The following is a 13,326-nucleotide window of genomic DNA, read 5'->3' as shown; positions in this document are numbered from 1 at the left end:
AGGACCCTGTCATGGCCACCCATGTGATCACCGACCCCGACGACACCACCGCCCCGACACCTCCACCGGCCGCGACCGGGTGGGAAACGCTGTCCGCCGCGTTCACCGAAGAGGCACCCTCGATCGCCGACCGCGACGACCTGATCGTCACGATCGCCCCCGGCGCGGCACACGGACACCCGGCGGTGTTCATGACCCATTCCGCCGCAATCGAAATCGACGGCGACCGGTTGCGGATCGACCCCGCCACCGCCCGCCCGGAACGCAACAGCGACCGCACCCGCTACGCGGCGGTATGGGGCGCGTTCGTCCACGAGTGTGCACACGCTGCCCATTCCCGCTGGACTGCGCCGCCGATCGCGAACCCGGCCGTGGTGCAGGCGGCGTTGCTGTTGGAGGAGTCCCGGATCGAGGGCAACCACATTCGCCGCCGCCCCGATGACCGGCATTGGTTGCGGGCCTCGGCGATCGAGATCGTCATCGGCGACACGGGCGGAGCCGACGCGGCAGCCCACATCCCGGCCACCGCGTTCGCCGCTGCCAACAATGCCGCCTTGATATTGGGACGGGTGGACGCGGGCATCCTTGAGCCCGACGAGGGCGCACCCGTAGCCGCTGCATGCGAAACCATCCTCGGCCCCGACACCCTCGCCGAACTGCGCGCGATCTGGCAGCAAGCCCACACCGTCACCGACGACGACACCACGACCATGCTCGAACTCGGACAGCGGTGGCTCGACCTGATCGGACCCGACCCCCACGCCGATCCCGAACCGGCCTCGATCCTGTCGGGCGCGATCGGCGAAACCGTTGCCCGAATCGTGGCCGAACTTGCCGGGCACGCGATCGCACCCGATCCCGCCGAGGAGGCCGAGGGTCGCGCCCGCGCCGAGGCCACACGGGTCAGGGAAACGGAAACGGTCGCGCGCGGCGTGTTCGGGAAAGACACGAGCTCGAGCTACACGCGTCCACCGACCGACGAGGAGCGCACCGCCGCCCGGGTGCTGGCGCGCGCACTGTCAGCGGCCAGCGGACGCGAACGCGCCACCGTGACAACCACCTCCGCGCTGCCGCCGGGCCGGTTGCGGATGCGGGGTGTGCTGGCGCGCGAAGCCCAACGCGCCGCCGGTGCCATGCCGACCGCCGAACCGTTCACCCGCACCACGCGCAAAACCATTCCGGTGCCACCGCTGCGGGTCGGGATCGCATGCGACATATCCGGGTCGATGTCGGCGTACGCCGAGCCTGTCGCCTCCGCCGCATGGATCATCGCCAACGCCGCCGACCTGGCCACCCTGCCCGCTGAATCCGCGACTGTCACCTTCGGGCGGCATGTTCGGGCGATCACCCGGCCCGGGGTCACCCCCACGAAGGTGACGGGGTTCAAATCGCGGGACAACTGGGAAGCGCTCGATCGCGCCGTCGATGCCCTCGACGGTGCGCTCGGGTTGTCCCGGCGAGAGAACACCCGGCTGCTCGTCATCATTTCCGACGGCATGTTCGTGGGGAAGGGTATGCGGCGCGCCGGACAACAGCGCATCGACCGGCTCCGCGCGGCAGGGTGCGCGGTGTTGTGGCTGGTCACCGACCTGAAATACGACACCCCCCTCGAAGGCGTCACCGTGCACGATGTCAGCGACCCCGCCACCACGGTCCGCGCGATCGCCCGCGCAGCCACCACGGCCGTGCGCGCTGCATAACCGAAACCGGCCGATCGCATCGGCCACAACATCGGCTCCCACCCCATGTCACCGGGTGGGAGCCGCTGCTGCGGCCGATGCGGATACATCACCGACTGCGGGCCCGCGCGGACAGCGGGACCGCCGCACCCACGCCGCACACACGAAACGACGGCCAACATTGCCATTGGCCGTCGTTTCGTGGCTCGTTTCCCGTGGGACGCAGTGCTGTAATTCTGTTGTGTTGCGGCGCTTTCCAACAGTCCTACGCGCGTGAAGCCCTCGCGATCACATCGCCAGCACGCCGGACAACGCCCTCAGCGGCGAACTGCTCTACCGGCTGCTCGCGATCTGATCGGCGAGCCAGTCACCGACGAGATCAAGAGCACCGTCGGTGTAGCCATTCACGTGGACACCCGAGGTCGCGAACTGAGCAGCCTCGGCGGCTTGGCTGGCGAGATCGACCAGAGCCGTGGTTGTGGTCGGGTCGGTGCTTCCGGTGAATTCTTGTGCGAGCGTAGTGATCTGGCTGCTGTTGCCGGTCAGTGCTGCGGCTGCGGTGGCTGCGAGGTCGGCGGCGACCGGGATCAGACCGGTGAGTTCGGTGGCCGCGCCGATGAGGTCGACGACGGCGAGCTTCTCGAAGGCTCGCCAGGCGACCTCTTGGGCGATTCCGATGTCGGTGGCGATCCGGCTGATATCGAGGTCAGCAAGGATATCCACGATCTGGGCGGCGATCGCGGTCCAGCCCGAGCCGTCGAACGCTGAGGCCAGCGAAAGCGCGTCGGCGACGAGGTGGAAGTCGACCTTGTCGGCGAGGCTAACCAGCGGGTTGAACAGCGTATTGAGCTCCCCCGCAACCCGATGCACTCCGGCGACGTCACCGACCGCGAGCAGCGAGGGCAATTGAGCGATGTCGTTCGCGATCTGCGGAATGTTCGCGCCGAAGCTGGCCAGTCCGCCGAGCACAATCACGACCTGTTGTGTCACCGACGACGCATCCAAGCCACCGCTCGACTCTTCATCAGCTGTTGTCGGGTCCGAGTTGGTCGTGGTGAGTGTCGAGTCGCCGGTGAAAGCGCGCCCGACCGCGGACAGCGCCGGGGATGCTTCCGGTGAGGTCGAGCAGTAGATATCGCCGAAGGCGCAGCTGGTGACGACGCGGCCATCGAGCTCGGCGAAGCTGTCGCGAGTCCCTGCCATCCCCTGTCCGGAAACGGATTGCCCGAGCTGCGGAGTGTTCGGGTCGCGGTTGGGATCCGACAGCAACCCGACACCGAGAACACGCGAGGCTGGAATCGGACCTCTCCCGTTGCCGATCTCCGCCGCCATGTCACCGGCAACATCAGCACCTTGCGAGTACCCCGCCATCACCACCTGAGTCGAGTCGCACAGTCCGCCCAGCATCGACGACAGAGCTTGCACTCCACCGGATTCCGACGCCGAGTACGGCAGCGGAGCGGCCGAATACGGGAGACTCCGAACCTCGATATCCCCGCCGAACCGCGCGCGCAACTCCTCACCAACCGGCGCAAGCAGCCCGACGAGCTGGTTCGGGTCGGCTGCCATAGTGGTCTCGGTCGTACCCGGCACCAATACCGCTGTCCACCGTGCGCATCCTGCTCCCGCCGTCGGGTCAGCAGCCACCGTTGCCATGCCCGCCGAGACTGCGCAGGTGGCGATACAAGCGACTACACCGACTGCACGTCGCATAGGCGCTCGACGGCGTCTTGCCGGTGGTCCAGCCGACAGCAAGTTGGCGGTCGGTGTTGTTCGCGTTCGCATGGTGACCATCAGCCCTCCGGGAGGTTCGATAAGTTCCTGGCGGGTATCTGCGCCCGCATACGGAACTCCGGACCTCGCGGCATAATTCGACATCGGTAGCAGGCTGAGCGAGGTCACCGGAAACGAACGGCGTCAAACCGGGCCGTAGCGCCATGGGCAACGCCTGGTCGACGCGCCCTTCAATGGGCGAGTCGACCAGGCGTTGCCACAATGACCGTCAAAACCCGCGTATGCCCTCCAGGACCGATACTGCGACAAGCACTTCCGACATACGGACAGGCTCGTTCCACCGTCATCAACGCATAGCGGTCCCGGGCGACATGTGCGACGATGACGGCCAGCACAGCGTTGAGGTGGGTCGAGGAGGCTGCTAGTGCAGTGGTGGGGTTTTTGCTCGCTCGGTGCCATCGGCGGGGCCATGTTCGAGATACTTATGGTCTTCGGCTACGTTGCGAAATGGCAGGCCGCACGTCGAGCGCCTAGTGGACGCGTGCGGAAAAACCCGATCCCCATCACGATGTACCTTGACCTCCCAACCCATGCAACGATGCTCGTGTTCCGGCCCTCAATAGGAGCAGCGACTGCGGCACTGTGCGGGCTCACCGGCCAGGTAAGCGGCGCATATGTCTCCGTGGCGTTGGGATTCGCCGCGCCGGCGCTACTCGGTAGGCTCGGCAGCATTCCACAGCTTGAAGTTCTAATTGCCTCAGGCGGATCCCGTACGCATCGATCCGCATCACCAGTAGACGAGGTGGTGTCTCCTCCTACCTCCGGTGAGCTCGCAACGGAGGCAACTGGTGGTTCGTAAGAAGTTGTGGAAACGCCTGCTGGACGAGCTTTTCGGCGTGCAACACGAGGCATTTTCGACGCGACCGCCCGCGATCACCGGCTACTCACTGTCTCGACGAGCTTGTGCCGAAGCTATCGGGGTAGCGCTGCCTCTGCATACGCGCAAGACTGCGGCGACACAGCGCTCGCTCGCGACAATCAGCTCGTTGCCACGGGTTACAGCGCAGACGAGCGACAGCGAGCACAACAGCATGGGGAGTCTCATCCTCATGCGCGTGCCACCGGCACTCACGGGAATCCGAGCCGCCAAATCATCTGCCGCAGAAGACGAGCAGCAAGCGGACGACCTGCCGCAGGTGATGGCATTTGATAGTGACGGCCGATCGCTTGTGTACTCACCGTTCAAGAACGACGTGTTGGTCACGGCCACCGTCGACAGCACAGTGATCGACGCTGACGCTGGCAAACTCAGTTTCGAGCTGATCAGGCTTCATTCGGTCGGCGAACCGGCGAGCACAGATCTCCTCATCTGCCTCTACCGCAGCGGCTCTCATTGGTCCGGTACGGCTGTAATCCCCGCTCTGCTCGTGTTTCACCATCTCATCGCGGTCGCTGAACCCGTGAGCGCGCTCGACGAGGTGCCAGCAGAGCAGATCACTCGATCAGTTCGCGCGTCGTTCGCAGCCGCGGGACGCAATGCCTGGCGGCTGATCGCTACCGACCTCGCAACGAAAGCCCCTGTACGACAAGCAATTATCGCGGGTCTGGAGTAGTCGCGCTGGCTGCGATCACGCATATATACGACCGCTCCCCGTAGCGATAGTAGGCAGCAAGGCATAGGAAGATGGCGGCGAGATGGCAAGGGGCGGGCAACGATAATGGCGAGGGATGCGGACACTCTCCGATCTGACAACACTGAAGCCCGGTTCGGCGCGCAGCAACGGGCACTGTTCGAAGCGCTGACCGGCTATGCAGCGAAGCCCCGCTGGGTAGCCGATGTCTGCGCTGCCGTGGTCAGTAACCAGACGCGCGACCTACTCGAAGATGAAAGCGACGAAGCATACGCGCTCTATGACTTCGCGAACGAATGGATACATCAGCAGCGCCCAGCCCGGAACGACAGCACAGAGCCTGCCGCACAGATCGACCCGCTTGCGATGGAATCGGTCCTTCCCGAACAAGCGGAAAGTACGCGGGTACGTGCGAGTTACTCCGCGGCCCGTGCGGTCGCCCACCTGGGTCGCGCAATCGACGGCACTCTGGACGTTGCCGACGGCGTCGACCGCTTCCTCGCGCACTGCCTACGCGCGGGCCTGCAGTCGGTCGGTACAGGTCCGGGAGCCCCTGTACCGACAGGTGGGCCGCGTGGACTGTCACAAGTATTTGTACACGCGCGGCAAGATTCCGAAGACCCAGCATCAGGTTTCTTGATTCTGGCCGCGTGCGAACTCGCTGGCCTTCGACCGGCCGATCGTAGATCGGTGTCAATGCCTGTCCTGTTCGTCACCCAGGACCGCACGGGAGGGGGCCGGGAACGCGGCGAAGTCGGCATTCTCCGGCTGTGCCATCTAGCCAGCGGACCCGCTGGCCTGCATCCAGATCCCGAGTGGATGGCGTTCACTCAGATCGATGATGCGTTCGCGGAAGGATTGTCGACCGCGTGGGGAACCTCGGCGCTATCCCGCACCCAGGCCTGCGTTGTGTGGTCAGTGTCTGGCGATAGCGGTGGTGCGCCGACCGTGCTCGAGGGTGACTCGATGACCGGAGCAATGGCCGTCGCCCTCGATGAGCTCGCGCTGAGCGGCTGGTCACGGACGATGCGGCTGCGAAGGATCGACACAACATCGACGGTTTCTGCGAACCTTGAGCCGGTGCAACGAACGTTGCTACCAGTCGACGGATACGAACTGAAACTTGCCGCCGCAAGGCAGGCGAACCTACGAGTTGTGCTCGCAGGCGACGTTGATCCAGAAATTGCCAGCCAGTATCGCGACGAGATCGTCACTGCGGACACGCTCGACCAGGCAATCCGCGCCACCCGGACGCGACTGAACGTTGGACCGTGGTCGTCAACTGCGATCGTCATGTCGCTGGTCATCGCACTCGTCTCCTTCATCGGCATCCACGCCTTGACCAGTCAGCAGGCTCGTGAGCTCACCGACGCGTCGGCGCGTCGGATTGCCGAAGCCGCGAACGGTCTGCGAGATTCCAACCCCCATCTTGCACAACAACTTGCGCTCGCCGCCTTCCGCGTGAGCGACACGGAGGAGGCACGGTCGGCACTGCTCGACTCAACCGCGACCGAGCCACCTATCGTTGTGTCGCCAGGTGCCCTTACGGCACTTCACGCCAGCACTGACCACGAGGTCGTCATGACGGGATTTGACGACGGGACGCTGAGGCTCATTACGGTCACCCGGGACGGCGTCACCATGGGAACACCATTCGGTGGCGGAAGCAGCAGTCGGATCGACGATATTACGTCGAGCCGCGATCACCGCCTGATGGCAGCTGCGACGCGAGAGCAAATCACCTTGTGGGACACGTCGGATGCCAGCGACCCGCGTCGACTTGTCGGCCTTGAAATCCCCGAAGGCGTCATTAGCGTCGCGCTACGCCCCGACGGCAGCGAACTGATCGCAGGCACTACTTCGGAGCAGATTCTGCGATGGGATTTATCGGGCAATCCTCGACTACCTCGTCCTCTCGAACCACTCACGCTGGCGGGCGGATATGCGCGGGTGACCTTCAATTCTACTGGCCAGTTGCTAGCCGCGGCCAGCCGGTTCGAAAAAGCCATACGAGTGTGGGACGTCATAGATCCTCAACCACTTTCAGTCATAGATATCAAAGAGGACGGGTATTCAGGAGGCTTCGCCGACGATATTAAATTCAGTCCCGACGGATCAGTACTGGGAATCGCGAATGGTCTCGACGTTTCATTATGGAGCTTCGACCTCGACAAGTTTCAGATGGCTACTCTACCCACCGTGTTCATGCCCTCAGGCCAATGGCCTAGTACCATCATCTCGATGGCATTCCGTAACAACAGTTCGCTCGCCGCGGTCCACACCACGTCGGACTCAGTTGAGATCGTTGAACTCAGGCCGGGAAGCCAACCGGTGAAGGTACCTGCAAGTGCCGACTACGTTGCAGTCACCCGATACGGGCTGGTGACATTCGAGCCGTTCGTGGGGAAATTGCGAGTATTTTCACTATCGCCGCTTACAGCACACAATGGCTACATACTCGACCATATTCCACTCGATTCCGGAGGATCCACGGTCGCGGCGCGCGGACAACTGACCGACGACGGGACCCGGCTTTGGGATGTAGAGCGAGCATCTCCGCAGCAACTCGTATCTCGTGATGACAACATCATTCCACTCGGGATCATGGATCTCTCACCAAATGGTGATCGGCTAGCAATACTAACCGCATCTAATGAACTCCAGATTTGGGACGTTGATAATCCACTCTCGGCCCAAAGAATTGGTAGTTCAGTGTCGACGACCGACAGCACAAGCGTTCGCTTCAGCCACGATGCGTCAGTAGCTTTGACCATGGGGGGAGGCCACGTCGACGTCTGGGATGTTACCGGGACAGATGGACCGAAATATTTGACCACCATCGACACCGGAAGCGCAAAGATTCCAGAAATCAGCGATGGCCGTTTACTAGCTACAGAGACGACAGGAGGCGAAATCCGCCTGTGGGATATCACGACTCCCGCCGCCCCACGCGAACTCCCTCCGATTAAGGACATATCCGGCACCGTGTACGCGATTGCATTCGCTCGGTCCCGCGATGTACTCGCCACCCTCGACGACTCTGGCGGTCGGTTGATCGACCTATCCGACCCGACACATCCGACAACTTTCGCGAACTTTGATGCAAGGGCCGTCCCGGACGGCTACAACGAACTGGCGGTCAGCGACGACGCATCAACTGTCGCCCTTTACGGCGGGGATGGCATTCGCGTATGGGACATGGCGGATCCCGAATATCCCCGCCCATTTCGACTGACCGCTTCGTTGCGCAACCTAAAAGCCGCAAGCCCCTTGGTCAACCCCCTGATCAGATTCAGCAGCACTGGAGAATTATTCGGTTACAGCGGGAACTTTCGACGCTGGAGCACTGACCCACACGCGGTCGCCGCAGCAATCTGCGCGAGTGGGACTACACTCATAACCTCACAGGTATGGGAGTCGTTCCGCTTCGATGTCGCGCTACCGAACCTATGCTGACAAAATGAGCTGATCGGCGATCCTTGAATCCCGAAGTGCCGCCGAAGACCCCCGTTACGGAATAGCCGTTAAGATCTTCTTGAGATGCTCAACGCTCGCAACTCACCGGCCCAGCAATTCTCGTTGACCTACAGGTGCCGGGGTGACTTGCAGATCGACAACGATCAAATAGATTCGATAATGCTACGATCAATGGCCTCAATAAATTGTTCGATCCGGTCGCCGGAGCCGGGAAGGTACGGCCGGTACTCGACAACGGCAAGGACGTAGGCCCATGCACGCATGCGGTTAGGCGTCAGCAAATGATGTGCGGCCAGGTCGTCGATCCGTCCGTCGATTGTTCGAGGTCCGTCCTGAATCGCGACCCACAGCGCTGCCTCCGCGTTGACATCGCCAGTGGCACCCAATGGGTCGATCGTGTACCAGAGGTCAGGACCTTGCAAAATGTTCTTGGCCTGCAGATCCGCGTGCAGGACTCGCGGCTGTTCAGTGGTGGTCAGGAGCTTGTCGATCACTACCTGTGCGTCTGCGAGGTGCCGGTTGCCGTCGATGCGCTGGATTGCGTCCGCGAACCGGGGATCGTCGAAACGTTCTCTCGCCCAGCCCATTCGCATCTCAATCACGTCGGCGAGGTCTTTCAGAGCGGGCGGTTCCGGCAAGTCCGGTGCGTTGAGACGGCTGAGAAGCGTTGCGAAGCTAGCGGACTCGACGGGGTCACCGCCGGGCCACGCCACGGTGCCGGGGACGATACGAGTCATCAGGAAGACGCCCGTGTTCGTGTCCTGACGTAGAACCGCCGGTGCGGCGTTGCCTGCCGCCCAGCGGTTGATCATCTGCATCTCGGTGTTGCCCGCCTCGAGGTCGACGGGGATCTTCAACACTGCGGATCGGCCCGTTTCGGTCTCTGTGCAGTACGCGCAGCACGACATCGCACCGTTGTCCGCGATGCTCTCCAGCTCTAAGCCCCACTGCTCGGCATATCGGGCGAGTTGGTCCGGGAGGGTTCCGAGCCAGGCGCGGCCGTCGTCCTCGCCGCGGAGGAAGATGATGGCCGCTTCCAGCCGTTCGGGGATTGTCGGGACGTTCATCGAGACAGCACCTCCTGGATTCGGTTGGTGACACGATCGACGTCGTTCTCGTCGTTGTAGATGTGGGTCGCGAGCCGCAGCAGGCATTCTCCGTCCGCGCCGTTGCCGACCCATACCCTGATCTCGGCGGCCTGGAGCGCGTCCTTGACCTGGGGTGCTGTCACGCCGTCGAGTATGAACGAGCGAAGGCGCGGCGGCCTGAATTTCGTTGCCGCAGTGGGCCGAGCACCGATGTCGGCCAGCGCCCGGTCTGCGGTGTCTGCCAGTTTCTCGCAGTCGTCGAGCAGCCCGGCGGTCTGCCATTCGAGCCATTGCTCGATCGCTGTCCCCACGCACAGACGAGGCACCGGATCGAAGGTTCCCGGCCATGAGAATCGCTCCGCAAGGTCTACGGAGTCCCACGTCAGCGAAACTTCCGCCGGCCGAATCTTGAGCTCCGGCTCGACCCACAGAAGGCCGACGGGACGCAACGTCGGAAACCATTTGTGGAGGGTTCCGAAAATGGCTGACGCACCCCACAATTCGGGAGACAGGGGAACGTGCCCCGGCCCGTGCGCAGCATCGACGATCAGTCGGCCGCCGCGCTGCTCCACCCACTCTCCGAGCGCCGGTAGGGGCATCCGAATAGCAGTCGACGATGTGATGGTGCTGACCTGCAAGTAGTTGACCTGGTCCGGGGCCTGATCATCGAGGGCGGCCAGCAGCGCGGCAGTCGACTCGAGCGGAACCGGCACTGCGACCGACACCAACCGGGCTCCCGCCTTGGTGCATGCAATCTCCCAGGCACGGCGGATCGACGAGTACTCGACATCGAGCACAACAACCGTGCTGTCCTCATTGAGCGGAACCGACGCGATTGTCGCCGCTGCGGCCGAAGTGGCGTTGGTACACAGCGTCATTCGAGCACCATCCACACCGAGCGCGTGGGCTACCGATGTCGTCTGCTCGGCGAGACGGCGGGCCAGCTCGGGTCCGAGGTGCAGGGTCGGGTCAGATTCGATCTGCTGACGGAGCCTGCCGCCTTCCGCCATGACCCTCCGTGAACTCAGCCCGTAGGACGCATGATTGAACTGGGTGAGGTCAGGGCGCAGCGCGAACTCCACGACCGCCCCGGGTTTCACGCCAGCCCTGCCCGGAGGTGTGCCAGGCTGGGCACGTCGAACCGGAAGATCGCCTCCGCTGCCTGTGCGTGTTCGGGTGGCACCCCCAATTCGGCGACTGCGAAGGTCACGGGGTCCCATCCCGGCGGCCTGGCACTGAGCCGTTCGACCAGCCCGCGCAGCAGCTCGCGCGAATCGGCGAGCAGGAAGTCCTCATTCGCGGCGCGGAGTACCTCGTCGAGAAATTCAGCCGCCGCGAACGGACCTCGCAGCGACTCAATTTCCGACAGCTGGCAGGCCAAGGTGGTTGAAACCCGTCCAGCCGCGGCGGATTGGCTGATGTCGGTGAATACCGCGAAAGCGTTGGCGGCGTTGGGGAATTCACCGCGCATCCCGAGTACCCGGCTGAGATCGCGGACGTGTGGTGGATTCTCGCTGGCCACCCCTGATGCCTGCGACATCTCCCGCAGCTGCGTGAGGAGCTCAGCGGAGCGTTCGACCTCCATGCACGCCATTGTCTTCTTGCTCAGCCAGTGCACGGCCTCGTATTCGGCGTATGGATGTCCGGCCGCGCGGGCGATGTCGATCGCCTTCTGCAACCACTGTTCGGCCTCCATCGGTTCACCGGCGGCCAAGTGTGCGAGCCCCCGGTGGCCAAAGGCTCGTGACTGCACTTCGGGTTCGGCAGACATCGCCGCCACCTGGTCGCACAGTTCGACACACCGGGCGAAATCCTGAACTGGCCCGCACAGCGCGACCTCCGCATAGAGATTCAGCGTCTCCGCCAGCACTCCCCCGGGTTCGGAGAAGTCGATCGCCAGCTGGTCGAGCACCTCGACGGCCTGCTCCCATCGGCAGGTCATGCGCAGGTTCCGCGCCCACAACAGTCGAAGGTGTGCCACCTCGGCGGGCGCTACCGCAGCCAATTCGGGCAGGGCGAGTCCCGCCGCGCACGCATCGATACCGGCAGCGTGATCTCCTCCGGCGGAGAGACATTCGGCCAGCAGAGCGAACGCGGCGAAATGCGGAGTGTTATCTACTGCGATCCGCGCGAGGTCGCGGGCCTTCGAGACCGCACCGAGCGCGAACTGGCGGCGGGCGGCCTGTAGTGCGAGCGCCCCGGCCTTCGCCCCATTGGATGCTTCGACGGCTACCGCTGCCGCTCGCACGAACAGCTCATCGTCCCAATCCTGCTCCGCTTCGATGATCTGAAGGAGTTTGGCGTGGTGACGACGCCAGCGGGGCGCATTGGCCGCGCCGCGTTCGCGCAGCACCTGCGCGAACAGCGGGTGATGAATGCGGTAGCGATCGTATTCATTTCGCTGTTCGGCGGGACGAACGAGGTCGTGTTCGTCGAAGAGGACGTGGAGTCGCTCGTACACGTCGTCGATGTCGACACGGGTGAGTTGAGCCAGGTAATCGACCTCGAAGCTGTAGCCGATCAAAGCAGCGGTTTCGAGCAACCGCTGGTCCTCGGAGGTCAAGTAGGACAGCCGATCTTCGATGACAGAGGTGATCTGCCTCGGCGGCTGGTGCGAGCGGTGTCGGTCGACTCGGGCCAAAGACTCGGCGAACAAGGGGTTGCCATCGCTCAACCGGACGATCCGCGACACGGCATTCGGCGAGGCGCTCGGTCCGACGACGGTGCGGCGCACCAACTCCTCGGTGTCCTGCGGCGAGAGGCGCAGCAGATCGATGACCGGTGTCTCCGGGCGATATCGGCACAGTTTGAAGACTGTCCGCTGCAAGGGATGAGTCTGGTCAGCGGACTTCAACTGATCGGACCGGTAGGCCAGGACCAGGACCAGCGGGCCCTGCACCCGCAGTGCGATGGCTGTCAGTAGGTCGATGGTGGCGGTGTCGGCCCAGTGCAGGTCGTCGAGCACCATCACCAGCGGAGTGTCGGTGACGATGTCCTCGATGAGCCGAAGCAGCTGGTCGAGGCGACTGTCCATCTCGGTCCGGTCGCCGCCACTGGCCGCGTACGACTGGCCAGTCCGAACACCAGCAGCAAGCACCTGTCCGACAACCGGCACCGACTCGATCCAGTCTGGGGCATTCTGTTTGAACGACTGCGTAATTCGCTGCCACCGGGAGGGGGATCCGGATCGCTGCGCCGAAGCAGCCAACGATCGGAGGCATTCTCGGACGGCCTGGAACGAGTCCGAGGCCAGTGAGTTCAGCATCGCTTGTCCGTAGCCGGTGAGCAGATGTGCGGAGCTGTGCCGTTCGGCCGCTTCGTGGGCGAATATGGTCAGCAAGCTGGTCTTCCCGACCCCGGCCTCACCGCGGAGAACGACTACCTGAGCTTCGCGGCTCTCGACCGAACGGTCGACGACCGCCAACAGCATCGCTAGCTCGTCAACCCGGTCTACCAGCGGCGCTGGAGCACCTGTCCCCGACACAGAAATTCCCTCCCAACGGTCCTTGCGCTATGCACTTGGTTCCAATTACGAATCATAGGTCCAAGTCCATCGTGATGTCGGGATACGTTGAGGTACTTAGGGATTGGCACAATTGCGACAACAAGCGCAGACGGAGGCACTGCCCGGACGGCAGCGCTCGCCCACCGTCCTCTTGCCCAACATCGCTGAGAGTGGCACGCAGGTCGGAGGTCCCGGTCGTGCCAGTTATAACT

The 13,326-nt window shown here is 63.5% G+C and carries 7 protein-coding genes; 3 read left to right on the top strand and 4 right to left on the bottom strand.

Annotation, left to right across the window (positions count from 1 at the left end):
* Window positions 1-11: 11 nt before the first annotated feature.
* Entirely contained in the window at window positions 12-1,700 is a 1,689-nt protein-coding gene (locus tag ACFWU5_RS26790) for a hypothetical protein (protein WP_379269594.1), read from the top strand.
* 312 nt (window positions 1,701-2,012) lie between these two features.
* On the opposite strand, the gene ACFWU5_RS26785 is transcribed toward ACFWU5_RS26790, so the two are convergent.
* A complete protein-coding gene (locus tag ACFWU5_RS26785; protein WP_379269592.1) occupies window positions 2,013-3,248 on the bottom strand; it encodes a cutinase family protein in 1,236 nt (411 codons plus the stop codon).
* A 1,013-nt stretch (window positions 3,249-4,261) separates the two neighbouring features.
* On the opposite strand from ACFWU5_RS26785, the gene ACFWU5_RS26780 reads away from it, so the two are divergent.
* Both ACFWU5_RS26780 and ACFWU5_RS26775 read left to right on the top strand, forming a co-directional pair.
* Complete coding sequence (locus tag ACFWU5_RS26780; RefSeq protein WP_379269590.1) at window positions 4,262-5,026, top strand: hypothetical protein; 765 nt, start codon at window positions 4,262-4,264, stop codon at window positions 5,024-5,026.
* Window positions 5,027-5,131: 105 nt separating this feature from the next.
* Window positions 5,132-8,500, top strand: a complete 3,369-nt coding sequence (locus ACFWU5_RS26775; protein WP_379269588.1) for a hypothetical protein — start codon at window positions 5,132-5,134, stop codon at window positions 8,498-8,500.
* 164 nt (window positions 8,501-8,664) lie between these two features.
* On the opposite strand, the gene ACFWU5_RS26770 is transcribed toward ACFWU5_RS26775, so the two are convergent.
* The 3 genes from ACFWU5_RS26770 to ACFWU5_RS26760 are packed head-to-tail and all read right to left on the bottom strand — an operon-like array spanning window position 8,665 to window position 13,093.
* Window positions 8,665-9,588, bottom strand: a complete 924-nt coding sequence (locus ACFWU5_RS26770; protein WP_379269586.1) for an aminoglycoside phosphotransferase family protein — start codon at window positions 9,586-9,588, stop codon at window positions 8,665-8,667.
* Complete coding sequence (locus ACFWU5_RS26765; RefSeq protein ID WP_379269584.1) at window positions 9,585-10,691, bottom strand: aminotransferase class V-fold PLP-dependent enzyme; 1,107 nt, start codon at window positions 10,689-10,691, stop codon at window positions 9,585-9,587. Before ACFWU5_RS26765 ends, ACFWU5_RS26770 begins: the two co-directional genes overlap by 4 nt.
* 14 nt (window positions 10,692-10,705) lie before the next feature.
* A complete protein-coding gene (locus ACFWU5_RS26760; RefSeq protein WP_379269582.1) occupies window positions 10,706-13,093 on the bottom strand; it encodes an ATP-binding protein in 2,388 nt (795 codons plus the stop codon).
* Window positions 13,094-13,326 lie beyond the last annotated feature (233 nt).

Source organism: Nocardia sp. NPDC058640 (genome assembly GCF_042716995.1).
Taxonomy (GTDB): domain Bacteria; phylum Actinomycetota; class Actinomycetes; order Mycobacteriales; family Mycobacteriaceae; genus Nocardia.
The sequence above is the reverse complement of the archived record's forward strand: the minus strand, read 5'-3'. Positions and strand labels throughout refer to the sequence as shown.

What these genes read in the sequence shown, in the direction of transcription:
- ACFWU5_RS26790 (WP_379269594.1), top strand. Translation starts at nt 12, where the DNA reads ATGGCCACCCATGTGATCACCGACCCCGACGACACCACCGCCCCGACA.
- ACFWU5_RS26785 (WP_379269592.1), bottom strand. Translation starts at nt 3,248, where the DNA reads ATGGCAGCCGACCCGAACCAGCTCGTCGGGCTGCTTGCGCCGGTTGGT.
- ACFWU5_RS26775 (WP_379269588.1), top strand. Translation starts at nt 5,132, where the DNA reads ATGGCGAGGGATGCGGACACTCTCCGATCTGACAACACTGAAGCCCGG.
- ACFWU5_RS26770 (WP_379269586.1), bottom strand. Translation starts at nt 9,588, where the DNA reads ATGAACGTCCCGACAATCCCCGAACGGCTGGAAGCGGCCATCATCTTC.